Source organism: Pedobacter sp., assembly GCF_037719805.1.
GTDB lineage: Bacteria > Bacteroidota > Bacteroidia > Sphingobacteriales > Sphingobacteriaceae > Pedobacter.
The window spans coordinates 338,795-352,373 of the sequence record NZ_JBBJLZ010000004.1 but is presented as its reverse complement, the minus strand read 5'-3'; the positions used below and the strand labels follow the sequence as shown (position 1 = coordinate 352,373).

Below are 13,579 nucleotides of genomic sequence, written 5' to 3'. Positions count from 1 at the left end.
AACTCAACGTTGCTGAAACTTATTTTTCGATTCTGCGTTTCTATATGATCAACCCCTGAAGTCATGAACAAGATAAAAATGTTTGCCGCACCATCGATTAAAATTCTCGAGTCGGAAGTAAATGAATGGCTGTCTCATCATAAAGATGTTCATGTCATCGAAACGAATATGAGTAGTCTTGCAAAAATTAATGTTTTAGGGTCTGAGGATGTTAAAGGAGAATATGCTTTTTATCTACTTTATATCCCGGCGGATCAGGGCGAGTTGGAAAGTGTGCTGCAAGCATCTATGCATATGCCGGCTGAATTAACTGATACCAAAACGATCGAGTTAGAAAGCAACTAGCGAGAGGCGGAATCATGACTTTAAATAGTATCTTAGATAAAAATGATTATGAATTTTCTCTCAACCATCTGGCCCATCTTTAGTATAGTACTTTTAATTGTTGTTGGCTATATTATATTTAGGCTTATTAGAAGAAGGATTTAGTTTAAGACCAATTTCAGCTGAAATATATGGTGGGGTATCCGTTATTTGCTTATGACACATTATAGTTGTGGTTTAACTTAGTCAGTTGAATTTCAATTCTATAATTCTTTTTATTAAATTAACTGGCAGCGGTTTATTATGCAGGAAATGCAATGTGTCTTTAGTTCCTATAGCTTTGTAGTCTTTCAGCTGATTTTCAATTTCTGGTAATTCCTTAATAGGGTAGAAGCCGATATGATTTTTATATGCTGCAAAATATAACTGTTGGTTTCCAACCTTATAAGCTGGCATATTGTAACTGATGCTTTCTTCTATTTCAGGAAAAACTTCAAAGAAGAGTTGCCTGATCGCTGTTAATCTACTTTGAACCTCTGGTTCAAATTGTAATATGTAATTGTCAACGTCTCTCATTCCAACGTGCATTTAAATTAAGCAGGTTCCTCTACCTACAAATATTTTTCATGGTCCCTTACTGATCTTGCATCAGCGTCTTAGGAATATTGTTATAACTAATTTAATAAAAGTTTGGTAAATAATAAACTCCGGATCGTAATCGTAAAAATGTAATTGTCTAGGAGTCATGCGATTTTATTCCTTTGAACTCTTTATATTTAGTTGAGGGTTTTACTATGCTAATCAATAAACGGATCTATCAATATGCTGCTCGCTTCGGTCTATTCCCTGGGTTAAAACTGTTTTTCAAAATTCGTCTTTCCAGGTCGAGAGGTAGGATTAGCTTTCATATCCCTAATTTAGAGCATCCAATCTTCCTCAGAAGACAGTCTTCCGACTTCTACGTATTCGAAGAAGTGTTCATTGATGAAGTATATAAGATGCATTTGAAGACCGATGCCGCATGTATTATTGATGCTGGTGCGAATATCGGTTTAGCAGCATTATACTTCCAAAGAGCTTTTCCAGGCGCCAGGATTATAAGCATTGAACCTGAAAGTACAAATTTTGAACTACTGCAATTAAATACATCCGATTACCCTAATATTATTAGATACCATAATGGCTTGTGGTGTAAAAAGTGTGCGTTAAAAATTACAAATACGACTGAAGGCAACTGGGGATTTATGGTCGAAGAAACGACCGATGAAGACAATGTGATTAAGGCTATATCTGTAAGTGACCTTCTGGAAGATCATCCAACAGCAGTAATTGATATCTTAAAAATAGATATAGAGGGTTCGGAAAAAGAAGTATTTGAAGGAAGTACGGAGTGGATTTCGAAGTCAGATAATATTATCGTGGAGGTTCATGAGAACTTACGGAAAGGCGCTACTAGTGCTGTGTTATCTGCCTTAAAGGACTTTAGCTTTTCTAAAACCACTGAAACCTATCACTTTAAAAATCGGAAGTTATAGTACAAATTCAACATATTACTATGTCAACTGAAAAAACAGTTGATAAACTGAAAATTAAGTTATAGCTTTATGTAATGGAAGAATTAACAAAAGCAGAAGAGCGAATCATGCAAATATTCTGGAAACTCCAGAAAGCATTCGTTAAGGATATTATTCAGGAGATAGACGAGGAGCCGAAGCCTCCGTACAACACGATTTCCTCTATCGTCAGGCTTCTTGAAAAAAAAGGGTACGTTTCTTACAAGGCTTATGGCAAAACCTATGAATATTTTCCTGCGATTAGCAAAGAAGAGTCCACCAAGACCAGCTTTTCTAAGCTATTTGCCAGCTACTTCGATAGTTCTCCGTCAAGCTTGCTGTCGTTTATGGTCAAGGAACAAACGCTCACCATGGAAGATATCGATGAACTACAATCCATCATAAATAAAAACAAACAATAGTATGGAATGGCTTATCTATCTTCTTAAAGTAAGCGCATGTCTAGCCTTATTTTATGCGTTCTATTATATCTTTTTACAACGACTTACTTTCTTTAATGGCAACCGGATCTATTTGATGAGCACTTTGATCATTAGCTTGCTGATTCCTTCTTTAAAACTCGAGTTAAAAGGTGCCGGCGATGACCCCTTGTTGGTAAAGGAAGAATCAAGTTTTTATCGAGATAGTTCTGTTGAAGGCAAAGTAGAGGTCTTCAGAGCGGATGCTGTGCCGATTGAACTTGGAGAACTTGCCGTTCCATGGCAGAAACGTGTTGTTCAGGGAGATTGGATTATCGCTGCCTGTACTTTTGGAATGTTCTTGTTTCAGCTTGCAAGGTTGTTGTGGTATACGCGCCATATAGATGAGGAGATAGGGTCACTTAAGCTTATTTACAAGAATAAGGGGTTCACAAACTGTTCGTTTTTCAACTATGTATTTATAAATAAACAAGCCTTAACTAGCGAAGAGATTACGCAGATTATCAGGCATGAGCGTGTGCACGTTTCCTGTTTTCACTCCGCGGATAAGATAATCACTGGTCTCTTTAAATCTCTGTTATGGTTTAATCCGCTAGTATATCTTTATGATGATTCGCTCGAACAAGTGCATGAGTTTGAGGCTGACAAGCAAAGTTCAAAGGCGGTAGGCAATATCTCTTATGCAAGTTTCTTACTGGCAATTGCCGTAAAAAGCAACTCTGTTTTGGTCCACAGCTTCGCAAAGAAGCCACTTAAGAAAAGAATTAAAATGCTGTTCAATACGCAGTCGCGAAATATTACTAAGCTAAGTTATTTCGCTGCTCTGCCTCTTGGATTTTTGCTTGCCTGGACATTCGGTGTTCAATTTATCTATGCAAATCCTATGGAAACAGTCGCTGAAAAATTGGAGAGCGCCGTTCAGATCACTCCAATGATGTTAATACCTGCTAAGTCTAAAAAGGATGCCAGCGCAGCTCAGATAAATGTGCGACAATTTCCGTCTGATACGTTAAGAATGATTGATTACACCGGCTTAGGAGCGAATCCAAAGGTTATAATTGATGGGAAAAGTTACGGGACGGATATATTATATCGCATCAGTCCTCGTTGCGTCATCACTCAACGTTCTTATGATGGTAAGCTAGTGTTGACCACACATGATCATAAAATTGAGTATGCGACAGAAATCGATAGGCAAAACCAGAGAATACGTAATAAAGCCAGGGCAGTTGATAAATTTTATGTCCGATATACCTTAAAGAATCAAGATGGCAGCATGTACGATGAGGTTCAGATTAAAACGGATAGGCGAGGATCCGGTGGGATGGTAAGCCTTAAGAAAGGCTCCAAATTGCTGTTTTTGATTGAGGGTAAGCAGTATCCAGAAAACTTGATGAGCAGCATTGGTTTAGAGGATTATAAGGACTGGAATCTCAGTTTATCTTCAGGCACCAGGTTAGTTGGCAAATTGGCTAGTAAATTTGGGACGGAATACAATGCAATGGTCACGCTCGTAAGAAGAAATGATGACCGTATCACAGCTCCCTCAAACGGCAAAGTCGCAACAGTTAAGGATCTAAAGGATCAGGTTTCCTATGTAGCTAAGGATTCTGTGGTATTTGATGAAGATAAGCAAGCGATTACCCTGTATGGAGTTGGGTCAACGATCAACTTTGATGCCTACACGATCACGGCCGACCAGATCGTTTATTTTGGGAAAGAAAGGAGAGGAGTGGCAAAGAAATCAGCATCAGTTTTTAACTCGCGCCAACATGCGCAGTCTGGTATTTCAGATTCTGTACAGTTTGATCTGAAGTCTATGATAATAAAGTCATTTGGTATTAGATAGTGATAATGAAACCAGGCGACTCGAATGCGGATTATATAAACTACAATGTATAAATTGATGGCCAAATTATTGTTTTCCTTCTTAATCCTGACTTCTTTTAGTCAGGCTTATGCTCAGGTGACCTACTCAATTACGGGGGCCGTTAAACATTTGGAAGATGGTGTGCTGCCAGCAGCTACCATCTTCCTTAATGGAACGGAACGAAAGACCTATTCAGGCGAAAACGGCGAATTCAAGTTAGATGGCATTTCACCTGGAAGCTATCAGCGCCGCTTTATGTACAGTATATTGCAGTAAACGGTGGTAACGCCGGAGAGACAGCTGGTGGTGCCGGTTCACCGGAGGTTGAAATTCGTCTATAATTGCTCCCTACCTTGATAGTGCCTTAATCGACGGCAAAGGAAGTGTCGTAGATTATCGAAGTTTTCTAATTCGAAGATATTGTGGTACTAAACGTCTTGGAGATCAGCTTCCATTTGAATACATGCCAGGTGATTCTAAGTAATGGGTCAATCAGACGCGCTGAGAAATAAAAGTATACCAACAACAGAACATGGGTAATTGCGACAATAGTCAATATTAGACTTAAATATTTGACGCTTTGAATGTTGTGTAGATTCTGATGGCTCCCCGGCGTCAGCGCTATTTGTTAAAAAAAGTTAAATACTAAAACGTTACAAAACTTATCTACAATAACGTCGTATATGGTTTCATGGATGAAATTCATATGGGTCAATTACTGGAAAGAGCGATAAAAAGAAAGGGATTGAATATAACTGAGATTGCCGCTGCACTGGGCGTTAGTCGCAGAACCCTTTACAATTGGTTTAAGCTGGAGGTAATTGATGAATCTATAATGGAAAGGATATCTGGTACTATTCTTCATGACGCTTCATCGGGTAAGTCAGAAGTAGTCGTTGTAGATTTGGAAGTCGAAGAATCTGTGCCCTTGAAAGATGATACGTATTGGAAAGATAAATATATGAAGCTGTTGGAACGTTATTCTACCTTAATAAAGGGCTAAGCTGGCTGTCAAGCGGAGACTTTGGTCAAGCAAATAAGTAGTTAACTACAATACTTACTTTCCAGCTCTCTTAAACGACCATTTTTAATTGCTTTTTTCGCAAGATAGTTGAAAAGAGTTCTTTACCCCAATTTTCAGCGTTCCGTTCCGCAATCAAAAGTTTCTAGAAATTGTGTCGTAATGCCATGGTGTTTTCTCGTTTGGAATGGAATTAAAGTGAATAACACTATCCTCATTTGTATTTGCCGAACTAATCAGCTTAATATAACCCTGTGTTTTCATAACGTTTTGTTTGAAGCTTTATGTGTTAATAAAATTGTTGCGATTACAGCGCAGACGATGATTGCCGATATATGTGGAATCGCTTGTATGATGCCGGTATAATTCTTCGATAACACAATAAGCATATCAACGATCGGAATGATGGTTCCCACTGCGAGGAATAAAGCTTTCATAATTGCAAACAAAATTCTTTTCTTGCGCAAAATCGTAGGTTTTATCTTCTCCATCATGATTGATATAGTATCGCAATAATCCCTTTGTTACAAACCCAACATGTTTACAGACTTGTCCTTCTGCTAAAAAGAAATCGCCTTTTATGTAGATTTTTTCTTTAAACAGAGATGTTACGATGTCTTTCTCTGTGGTGCTTAGTGTTATTATATTTTGCATGCTTTGAAGCAGTCTGTTTATCATGTTAAGGGTCTCTATAAATGAAACAATGCGCTTTAGGGAGTGTTGAAAGCTATGAATATTCTAACCTAAATTAATAGATATGTTTGAACAAATTTTAGAACTCGTAAAAGAAAAGGTAGGAAATCATGAGATTCCCGCTGAACAACAACATCAGGTGCATGAAGAAATAGCCGGGCAGATTAAGAACGGTCTGGCAACTCAGGCGGCTGAGAAAGGTGGCGTAGGTGATTTACTGTCATCTCTTTCAGGAAGCCTTTCAGGAAGCCCGATAACAGGTGCTATTGCTGGTGGAGTAGTGTCATCACTGGGAAGTAAATTTGGTTTGTCTCCTGCAATTACTGGAGCGATAGCGGGAGCTATCCCTGGGATTTTAGAGAAATTTGCTCATAAGGCTAATGATCCAAATGATACCAGTGTTACTGCGGATTCTATAACATCTTCCTTGGGAAAGGGCGGAGGATTAGGAAATCTGGGAGGCTTGCTAAAGGGATTTTAGACCGTTTATTGAAAATAGCCGGGGGGATGTCCGCCCGGCTATTCATCTTAAGCCTGTGTAAGATACTGGCTATAACAATAGCCTTCTTTGCCGCCATCGGTACGGACTAAACTCCACTGCTCATTAGCTCTGCTAACGACTGTCAGAGTTTCGCCATGGGCAGCCTTTCCTACAACCTCCTGATCAGTACCTGGTCCTTTTCTAATGTTTAGATTTGACGATTTGGTTGCTACTTTTGCTTTAGTGCCGGCAGCAGCAGTGGCATCTATGTTAAGCATAAGATCGCCCGCTCTAAAATCCGGGTCTATCTTATTGTATATACTCCAAAGCGAATCTTTTACGGCGCCACTTGAGGTACTACCATCTACATAAAGCACATTGCTCTGTTCACGAACCTGTAAATTTGTGATACCAGCGTTTTTGGCAGCTGTGATCAATTCTGCATACTTTTCTTGTAGTGCCATACTAGTTAATCGTTAAGTTGTTGTTGATTTTTTTGGCCTGGATCGCACTTAAAGATTGCATTAATTGAGGCAATCTGTCTCTTTTTATTTCTCCGGTAAGATTGATCTCGCCGTTTGAAACTGTAGCTGAAACACCTGGAAAGTCTTTAGTGGCATCTTTGATCCTGGTGTTGAGCTCCTGGTCAGGAGAAATCTCTACAGGGGTCTGTGCAGCGGTCGCTACTGTATCAGTGCTTATCGTATCGGATGCAGATTTATCCTGCTTGCCGCTTTTGCAAGCACTAAATTGTAATGCTGATAATCCGATGCTGGCAATCAACAGGCTTTGAATGAATTTTTTCATAGAAATCAATTTAAATGGTATAGATTATTAATGTTATACAAAAAAGCCGGCAGATGTCCACCGGCTTGGTATTAATACTTATCTCTATCTACTTAAGAGAGCTTTGTTTTATTTGGATCGATTCGTTCGGCTTCTACTTCTGTATTACGAAGCGTCTCCCGAATTGTTTCCTCTCTCTCTTCCACGTTCTTTGTAATGTGAACTTCCTCTACAACACGGGCCTCCTTATCTACCACAGGTACTTCGGCGCTCTCGGTGAGTTCTAATTCCTGCTCTTGGAAAACACCTGTGTCAGATGAGTTAACAGGACGGTTCACAGGATTACGCTCAACATTCACATGCTCTTCCCGTAAGTTTATACTTTCTTCGACCGGACGCTCAACAATGCGACTGGTGATTCGTGCACCGCCTGTTTGTACTTGCGTTTTACCTATTTCAAGGTTCTCTTCAATCACCGGAAGTTTTTTATTACGGTCATAGAAGTTATTTTCATTGAAGTGGTCATGCGTATAAAACTCATTTCTATTGTACGCAACGGCGCCCGCGGCAATACCTGCTGCGCCCAAGCCTGAAAAAATGTCTCTTACGGTCGACTCTGTTTCCGGGGATACACTTCCTTTTTGATAGGACGGTAGCGCCGCTAACTGCTCCGTGGTAACAGGAACAATAACCACCTTCCCATCAGTAGAAGGGTTATAAGCCTCTTCAACCTGGTCATTGTGATCAATATTGCTATCCTCATCTTGTGCGTGACCATCTTTATAAAGTTCTGCCAAGCCGATAGGGACCAACACTTTTTTATCCGTATCCATGCCTACTTTATCATTTAGATCAACTACCAGATAACGTACCTGACGTGATTGAGGGTCAAAGAGCAGTTCGTCAACTTCGCCAATTAGCTCGCCAAACTCATTCTTAACGTCCCATCCCTTAATATTGGGCTCGCCATCGACAATTTCGTAATCGCTGCCACCAAGTTCTACCAGGTGATCATGCTTGTTTTCTTCTAAAGCCATTTCTCATGTTTAAATTAAGAATTTGATATCTATTTTGCCGGGAAAGCTACAATTTGCACGTTTCGGTTTTGTTCTCTGCCGCTGGCCGTAGCATTGCTGGCTACCGGTTCCTTTTCACCTAAAGAGTGAATGGAAACTCTTCCTTCTTCAAGACCTGATTTAATCAGCCATTGTTTTACTGCCTCGGCACGCTCAGCACCAAGCTGCTTATTATGTCCGGCTGTTCCAGTGGAATCGGTACTACCAAACACACCGATCGTCGCTCCCTTGAAGCGTTTATTCAATGATGATACTACCTGATTTAACTTTGCATCTGCACTGGCCTGAATTGAATTCTGATCTGTAGCAAAAAGTATGTTTTCTCCCAGGGTGTAGATCGTGTACTGATCATTCCCGCTTACCGCTACATCCTGGTCAGTAATGTCCGGATCAGAAGACTTCGGTGAATTAAAATCTACAGTACTCCAATCAGGCTCTGTCGCAGCTAACGCATTTCCGGTGTTCATTGAGGTATCGGTTGTACCTGTTGAATCAGTACCAGCTACAGCTGTTGAGTCGTTTCCGTTACCTCTGAACAGAAAATATAAAATTCCAAGTGCTACAAGAGCCAGTAAAAGCCATACCCACCAAGGAGTTCCGCTTTTGGGTTTCACTTCTAAGTGAGCCATAATATTCTGATTTAGTATTTAAAGATTAGTCTGCGGGCAGATTGCCCGCAGACGTTTAATTATAGTGTAGTTTGATCGTTTCTATCACGGAAAGTCCTTTCGGTGCCCGGTATTTCTTCCGTATCCACTTCCGTATGGCGCACCGTATCGCTGATCGTTTCTTCCCTTTCAGTTACTTCTTTATCCAGGCTTACTTCTTCAACAACACGCGCTTCTTTTGCAACTACAGCTCTTTCAGCAGTTTCAGTTAATTCAACGGTTCCTTCTAAACCATCAAAATCAGCCGATGTAGCCAGACGATCAACTGGTGTACGTTCGATATTCACATGTTCTTCACGCAGACGGATGCTTTCTTCTACGGGGCGTTCCACAATACGGCTGCGTAAGCGTACACCTCCAGTTTCAACTTCTTTTTTACCAACATGAAGTTCTTCCTCAATCACCGGTATTACAGTTGCTGCATTTCCGCCGATTTTTGATCTTTCCGAAAACTCGTTGACATCAAGGGCCCCGAAATTATCTAAAATCTGTACAGCCTGTAATGTTTCATCTTCCGTTCTGGCATGAACGGTAACGGTAATTCCGTTTCTTGCAGCAGCAGTATGAGATGAAGCCTCATCTTCATCGTCGAACATGTTTTTGAAGAAATTACCAATACGATCTCCGAAGCCCTGCTCATTCGTATCTGCGGAACTGCCATCGTAAGATGTGCCCGTGCCATTGCTGATGTCTACATGCTCACTGCTAAATCCATTGGTTTGCAGATAAGATTTGGCTTCCTGAGCCTGATTTAACGTTTCAAAAATTCCGATTACTGTTCTTGACATAATAATTTAATTTAATGTTTATAGATAGATGTTGATTGCTAAGTTTACTCCTGCGACGTTCCGGAAATAGCGCTGTCTTGCCGGATAATGGTTACCTCTTCCTTTCGCAGCACTTCACTTACAGGCACAGTTTGTTCCGTCCGACGTTTGGTTATATGAATTTCTTCCACAAGAAGAAGGCGCTTTACAATCACCTCCTTCACAACAGGAATAATGGTTGTATCTCCGTCGAGGCGCATTCCGGGCGCCTCACCATCAATGTATTGATTGATCGTTTTCTTTTCAACGATTACTTCCTCCTTTGAAACTGGGATATCTGCAGTATAAGTTTCAGTGAATACTTTCTTTGAAATGTTGACTTTACCTGTTTCCACTGTCCTGGTTCCAATATGAATCTGTTCTTCTATAACCGGAATTATAATTTTATTCTGATTCTCAATATTATCCAATTGATTATTGGTTTGAGTTACTGTTTTTCCGTCTTCCATATTCATTTATACCTGATAGCGCCGTTACTAATTCGGCATACTCAGAAGCATTCCATTGAATAATTGTTTGTCATAAAAAGTTTTTAAGTATTTAGTCATAAAGTCATTTAAATAGCAGTGATACAATAATAACAGCTTCGCCTTTAAAAATTTCAGGAAGAAAAAAAGCATGAGTAAGCCTCGGCCAGCTTTATTATAATCGTCCCAGGCCACCTATTTAACAAATTTTATCAACCAGTAAAACTATTTATGTTAGTAAAATCTTATCATAATACTAATATAATTAGCATAGATTTGCGGTAACTTACAATTTGTTGTTATGGAAGAACTTAAAATATTTACACGGGGAACTGCAAAAACGTTAATTCCTTTATACGCAGAAGCCATCCACGCCGGCTTTGAAAGCCCTGCGGCAGATTACGAAGAGGCAAGTATTGATCTGAATGCCTATGTGTCTAACTATCCAGAGGCCACCTTTTTTGCCAGGGTAACCGGGGAATGCATGATCGGATCCGGAATATATCCCAACGATTTGCTGGTAGTGGATCGTTCGCTAACTCCCGGACTTGGTGATATTGTAGTAGGGATTATTGAAAATGAGTTTATTTTAAGATCGTATTACCGGAAGTCGGGGAAGGAGTATTTGATGCCTGACAATAAGTACTTCAAACCCATCGAGCGAAACGAGCTCACACCATTTGAAATTTGGGGAGTGGTACCTCATAGTGTTTTGGATCAACGAAGGAGGAACAATGCTCGCATTAATCGATTCGAACAACTTCTACGTTAGTGCCGAGCGGGTCTTTCAACCGGAGCTCCGGGCAAAGGCCGGCTGTGTACTGAGTAATAACGATGGCTGCGCTATTTCCAGAAGCAATGAGGCCAAGCAGGAACTGAAGATTAAGATGGGCACGCCATATTTTGAGATGAGAGAAAAGCAGGAGCAAGGATTGCTCTGGTGGCGATCTTCAAACTACACTCTATATCAGGATATGATGCGCAGGATCACGGGTATCGTTCGCAAGACGTTTCCAGATCAGGAAATTTATTCGATTGATGAATGCTTCTGTGACCTCAGTACGTTTAAATACCATGATCTGGAGAAACTTGCAGTGGAGCTAAGGGCGAAGATTCTTCAATATACCGGCGTTCCGGTTTGCATTGGGATCGGAGCAACTAAAACCCTGGCAAAGTTAGCTAACAAACTGGCTAAAACGCAAAGTGCGACTACCGGCGTTTATGTTATGGACTCTGCGGCAAAGATCACCAAAGGTCTAAAAGGAACGGAGATTGATGATGTCTGGGGAATTGGGCCCAGGTACGCTATTAAGCTGATACGGGAAGGCGTTTATAATGCATATGACTTCGTACAACTTCCGGAAGATTATGTGTTAAAACTGATGACTATCCAGGGAAGGCGGACGTATAGAGAGCTGAAAGGAGAACGGTGCATCCCTATGGAATTTGATCGGCCGGATAAGGAAGGTATCTCGACGGCACGCTCGTTCAATACTCCGGAGACCCGGTTAGAGCCGATGGAAGAAGCGCTAGCCACTTATGTAGCAAATGCGGCGTTAAAGTTGCGTGCCCAAGGCTCGGTTTGCGCCAAGCTGCTGGTTTATGCCCATACGAGTAAGTTCGCCGTTGTATCAGACCGTTACTCCGCGGAACAAATAGTCAGACTGCCGCTTGCCACTAATGATACCAGTAAGCTCATCACAGAAGCTCTCTCCGCCTTAAGAATGATTTATGTCAAGGGCTACAGGTATCAAAAAGTAGGGGTAGAGCTTAGAGACTTAAAGCCTGAAGGTCAGGTTCAGTCCTCCATGTTTGCCCCAGAGGCAGGTTCAAACAACGAGAAGCTACAGCTAATGATTAAAACGGTCGACGCCATGAATGCGACATTAGGCAAAGACACCATTCGATATGCCGTTATGGGTTTCGAAAAAAAGTGGTTTATGCGTCAGGAGTTTTTATCCCGCAGGTATACAACAAGAATCGAAGACGTAATAATAGTTCAGGCCAAGTGATATGATGAAAGAATATGAAGAGACTCATCAGTTGAGTCACGCAGACGGTAAAAAGGGAGATTTCGTTAAGCTTATGCCTATTGTTAAAGAGGCGGTGATACAGGGCGTATGGTTGTATAATAAGTATAGTGGCAGGTGGTATACTCCTGAAGAGTTTCAGCAGCACTATCAAAATAAGGAGATGAAAGAATTTGAGGTCCGCTCGTTAACGGAGAATATGGTCATGCGGGATCCGAGGGGAGGAAACGTAGCCTACCACAAAGCTATTGATCAAAAAGTGGAGCAGTTTACTAAGGAAATTGCAGAGCTAAAAGTCAAGGGAGAGGAATTTCTAAACAAAGTGATCACTTACTATCAACAAAAAGCAACGAGGCGATGAGGCCCGACCAGTTGTCGTGTTTAGAAGCCTCAACAGCTGGAAATAAACAAGTACCTATAGTTGTTTGTTAGTTCAAACAATTGATTACCTAATTACAAGAATTTCAATTTATGTGCGCGCGATATACACTTACGGCTGAGGAGAAGGAGGTTTTAAAGGAGAATGCTTATACGATAGTAGGGGAGTACAAGCCTGATCCAAATATAGCAATTACTGACTTTGGCTTTGTAGTTACGGCTGACGAGCCAAATGTGGTGCAACGAATGAATTTTGGAATCGTTCCAGCAGATGCAGAAAGCAAAGTACCGCAGTTCGCGTCCTTTAATATTGTAAGCGAAGAGGTGCTGGATAAACCAACATTTGCACCGCTGCTATTACAGGGAAATACCTGTCTTGTCATTGCGGATGGATTTTACGAAGCAGAAGAAGTCACTCCATCGGATAAGCGCCCATATCGTTTTCTGACGGAACGGAAGCTGTTTTGTTTTGCAGGCCTCTGGACGGAATGGGTAGACGCCGGGAGTGGAGAGATTTATCGTACTTATGGAATTATGACCTGTGCAGCAAATACGGTAGTTGGCGAAATCCACGAAGCCAGGCGAATGCCCGTGATTCTTCCGAAGAACAGTGAAATGATGTGGTTAAACAAAAGATTGTCGGCGGCGGAGAAGCTTGCCTTGTGTGTTCCATACCCTGATCATTTAATGAACAGATATCGTGTGAGTAAGAAGGTGAACGCGGTATCAACAAAAGAGAAACCTAACAAAGATTTAAGCTTATTGAAAGAGGTTGAAGATGAACCCCGGCAACAAAGTTTTTTCACTGAGGAACAAGCGCCTTCAAGGGCGAAGGAACGTAAGTTTAAAAACACCACCAAGAAAGGTAAAGGCAGGAAGGACCAGGATCAACCGCCTGCCCCGGACTTGTTTAATTCGCAGTAGAAGAACCTTAATTTAGTCATTAGGCGGGCAATGAAAGATAT

19 protein-coding genes are annotated in these 13,579 nt (G+C 41.0%); 11 read left to right on the top strand and 8 right to left on the bottom strand.

Annotation, left to right across the window (positions count from 1 at the left end; all coding sequences use genetic code 11):
• Positions 1–63 precede the first annotated feature (63 nt).
• Positions 64–345 (top strand): hypothetical protein, encoded by a 282-nt coding sequence (locus WKF66_RS14745; protein WP_489675233.1) that lies wholly within the window; start codon positions 64–66, stop codon positions 343–345.
• A 225-nt stretch (positions 346–570) separates the two neighbouring features.
• Here WKF66_RS14745 and WKF66_RS14740 read toward each other — a convergent pair whose 3' ends face one another.
• Positions 571–900: an iron chaperone gene (locus WKF66_RS14740; RefSeq protein ID WP_489675232.1), complete on the bottom strand. Its 330-nt coding sequence runs from the start codon at positions 898–900 to the stop codon at positions 571–573.
• Positions 901–1,118: 218 nt separating this feature from the next.
• Between WKF66_RS14740 and WKF66_RS14735 the strand changes: the two genes are divergently transcribed.
• The 5 genes from WKF66_RS14735 (at position 1,119) to WKF66_RS14715 (ending at position 5,190) form a co-directional block, all read left to right on the top strand.
• Positions 1,119–1,859: an FkbM family methyltransferase gene (locus tag WKF66_RS14735; protein WP_489675231.1), complete on the top strand. Its 741-nt coding sequence runs from the start codon at positions 1,119–1,121 to the stop codon at positions 1,857–1,859.
• 74 nt (positions 1,860–1,933) lie between these two features.
• On the top strand, positions 1,934–2,299 hold the full coding sequence (locus WKF66_RS14730) for a BlaI/MecI/CopY family transcriptional regulator (protein ID WP_489675230.1): 366 nt from the start codon (positions 1,934–1,936) through the stop codon (positions 2,297–2,299).
• Position 2,300: 1 nt separating this feature from the next.
• On the top strand, positions 2,301–4,166 hold the full coding sequence (locus tag WKF66_RS14725) for a M56 family metallopeptidase (protein WP_489675229.1): 1,866 nt from the start codon (positions 2,301–2,303) through the stop codon (positions 4,164–4,166).
• 57 nt (positions 4,167–4,223) lie between these two features.
• Complete coding sequence (locus WKF66_RS14720) at positions 4,224–4,463, top strand: peptidase associated/transthyretin-like domain-containing protein (protein ID WP_489675228.1); 240 nt, start codon at positions 4,224–4,226, stop codon at positions 4,461–4,463.
• A 415-nt stretch (positions 4,464–4,878) separates the two neighbouring features.
• Positions 4,879–5,190: a helix-turn-helix domain-containing protein gene (locus WKF66_RS14715; RefSeq protein WP_489675227.1), complete on the top strand. Its 312-nt coding sequence runs from the start codon at positions 4,879–4,881 to the stop codon at positions 5,188–5,190.
• Positions 5,191–5,598: 408 nt separating this feature from the next.
• On the opposite strand, the gene WKF66_RS14710 is transcribed toward WKF66_RS14715, so the two are convergent.
• Positions 5,599–5,862 (bottom strand): hypothetical protein, encoded by a 264-nt coding sequence (locus tag WKF66_RS14710; protein ID WP_489675226.1) that lies wholly within the window; start codon positions 5,860–5,862, stop codon positions 5,599–5,601.
• A 103-nt stretch (positions 5,863–5,965) separates the two neighbouring features.
• Between WKF66_RS14710 and WKF66_RS14705 the strand changes: the two genes are divergently transcribed.
• Positions 5,966–6,382, top strand: coding sequence for a DUF937 domain-containing protein (locus tag WKF66_RS14705; RefSeq protein ID WP_489675225.1), 417 nt, complete (start codon positions 5,966–5,968; stop codon positions 6,380–6,382).
• A gap of 47 nt (positions 6,383–6,429) precedes the next feature.
• On the opposite strand, the gene WKF66_RS14700 is transcribed toward WKF66_RS14705, so the two are convergent.
• The 6 genes from WKF66_RS14700 to WKF66_RS14675 all read right to left on the bottom strand — a co-directional run bounded on the left by WKF66_RS14700 (position 6,430) and on the right by WKF66_RS14675 (position 10,194).
• Positions 6,430–6,846, bottom strand: a complete 417-nt coding sequence (locus WKF66_RS14700) for an SH3 domain-containing protein (protein ID WP_489675224.1) — start codon at positions 6,844–6,846, stop codon at positions 6,430–6,432.
• A 1-nt stretch (position 6,847) separates the two neighbouring features.
• Positions 6,848–7,189 (bottom strand): hypothetical protein, encoded by a 342-nt coding sequence (locus WKF66_RS14695; RefSeq protein WP_489675223.1) that lies wholly within the window; start codon positions 7,187–7,189, stop codon positions 6,848–6,850.
• A gap of 92 nt (positions 7,190–7,281) precedes the next feature.
• Entirely contained in the window at positions 7,282–8,205 is a 924-nt protein-coding gene (locus WKF66_RS14690; protein ID WP_489675222.1) for a DUF2382 domain-containing protein, read from the bottom strand.
• Positions 8,206–8,234: 29 nt separating this feature from the next.
• A complete protein-coding gene (locus tag WKF66_RS14685; protein WP_489675221.1) occupies positions 8,235–8,873 on the bottom strand; it encodes an OmpA family protein in 639 nt (212 codons plus the stop codon).
• A gap of 59 nt (positions 8,874–8,932) precedes the next feature.
• The gene (locus WKF66_RS14680) at positions 8,933–9,700 is read right to left on the bottom strand and encodes a YsnF/AvaK domain-containing protein (RefSeq protein ID WP_489675220.1); all 768 of its coding nucleotides are present in this window, start codon (positions 9,698–9,700) and stop codon (positions 8,933–8,935) included.
• Positions 9,701–9,744: 44 nt separating this feature from the next.
• Entirely contained in the window at positions 9,745–10,194 is a 450-nt protein-coding gene (locus WKF66_RS14675) for a YsnF/AvaK domain-containing protein (protein ID WP_489675219.1), read from the bottom strand.
• A gap of 313 nt (positions 10,195–10,507) precedes the next feature.
• Between WKF66_RS14675 and WKF66_RS14670 the strand changes: the two genes are divergently transcribed.
• The 4 genes from WKF66_RS14670 (at position 10,508) to WKF66_RS14655 (ending at position 13,538) form a co-directional block, all read left to right on the top strand.
• A complete protein-coding gene (locus WKF66_RS14670) occupies positions 10,508–10,978 on the top strand; it encodes a LexA family protein (protein ID WP_489675218.1) in 471 nt (156 codons plus the stop codon).
• Positions 10,941–12,218 (top strand): Y-family DNA polymerase, encoded by a 1,278-nt coding sequence (locus WKF66_RS14665; RefSeq protein WP_489675217.1) that lies wholly within the window; start codon positions 10,941–10,943, stop codon positions 12,216–12,218. The genes WKF66_RS14670 and WKF66_RS14665 overlap by 38 nt, the downstream gene beginning before the upstream one ends.
• A 1-nt stretch (position 12,219) precedes the next feature.
• On the top strand, positions 12,220–12,597 hold the full coding sequence (locus tag WKF66_RS14660; RefSeq protein ID WP_489675216.1) for a hypothetical protein: 378 nt from the start codon (positions 12,220–12,222) through the stop codon (positions 12,595–12,597).
• 110 nt (positions 12,598–12,707) lie between these two features.
• Complete coding sequence (locus WKF66_RS14655) at positions 12,708–13,538, top strand: SOS response-associated peptidase (protein WP_489675215.1); 831 nt, start codon at positions 12,708–12,710, stop codon at positions 13,536–13,538.
• Positions 13,539–13,579 lie beyond the last annotated feature (41 nt).

Bases quoted from the DNA above. Each gene is read 5' to 3' on its own strand.
- WKF66_RS14745 (WP_489675233.1), top strand. From the start codon at position 64: ATGAACAAGATAAAAATGTTTGCCGCACCATCGATTAAAATTCTCGAG.
- WKF66_RS14740 (WP_489675232.1), bottom strand. From the start codon at position 900: ATGAGAGACGTTGACAATTACATATTACAATTTGAACCAGAGGTTCAA.
- WKF66_RS14735 (WP_489675231.1), top strand. From the start codon at position 1,119: ATGCTAATCAATAAACGGATCTATCAATATGCTGCTCGCTTCGGTCTA.
- WKF66_RS14730 (WP_489675230.1), top strand. From the start codon at position 1,934: ATGGAAGAATTAACAAAAGCAGAAGAGCGAATCATGCAAATATTCTGG.
- WKF66_RS14725 (WP_489675229.1), top strand. From the start codon at position 2,301: ATGGAATGGCTTATCTATCTTCTTAAAGTAAGCGCATGTCTAGCCTTA.
- WKF66_RS14720 (WP_489675228.1), top strand. From the start codon at position 4,224: ATGGCCAAATTATTGTTTTCCTTCTTAATCCTGACTTCTTTTAGTCAG.
- WKF66_RS14715 (WP_489675227.1), top strand. From the start codon at position 4,879: ATGGATGAAATTCATATGGGTCAATTACTGGAAAGAGCGATAAAAAGA.
- WKF66_RS14710 (WP_489675226.1), bottom strand. From the start codon at position 5,862: ATGCAAAATATAATAACACTAAGCACCACAGAGAAAGACATCGTAACA.
- WKF66_RS14705 (WP_489675225.1), top strand. From the start codon at position 5,966: ATGTTTGAACAAATTTTAGAACTCGTAAAAGAAAAGGTAGGAAATCAT.
- WKF66_RS14700 (WP_489675224.1), bottom strand. From the start codon at position 6,846: ATGGCACTACAAGAAAAGTATGCAGAATTGATCACAGCTGCCAAAAAC.
- WKF66_RS14695 (WP_489675223.1), bottom strand. From the start codon at position 7,189: ATGAAAAAATTCATTCAAAGCCTGTTGATTGCCAGCATCGGATTATCA.
- WKF66_RS14690 (WP_489675222.1), bottom strand. From the start codon at position 8,205: ATGGCTTTAGAAGAAAACAAGCATGATCACCTGGTAGAACTTGGTGGC.
- WKF66_RS14685 (WP_489675221.1), bottom strand. From the start codon at position 8,873: ATGGCTCACTTAGAAGTGAAACCCAAAAGCGGAACTCCTTGGTGGGTA.
- WKF66_RS14680 (WP_489675220.1), bottom strand. From the start codon at position 9,700: ATGTCAAGAACAGTAATCGGAATTTTTGAAACGTTAAATCAGGCTCAG.
- WKF66_RS14675 (WP_489675219.1), bottom strand. From the start codon at position 10,194: ATGAATATGGAAGACGGAAAAACAGTAACTCAAACCAATAATCAATTG.
- WKF66_RS14670 (WP_489675218.1), top strand. From the start codon at position 10,508: ATGGAAGAACTTAAAATATTTACACGGGGAACTGCAAAAACGTTAATT.
- WKF66_RS14665 (WP_489675217.1), top strand. From the start codon at position 10,941: ATGCTCGCATTAATCGATTCGAACAACTTCTACGTTAGTGCCGAGCGG.
- WKF66_RS14660 (WP_489675216.1), top strand. From the start codon at position 12,220: ATGATGAAAGAATATGAAGAGACTCATCAGTTGAGTCACGCAGACGGT.
- WKF66_RS14655 (WP_489675215.1), top strand. From the start codon at position 12,708: ATGTGCGCGCGATATACACTTACGGCTGAGGAGAAGGAGGTTTTAAAG.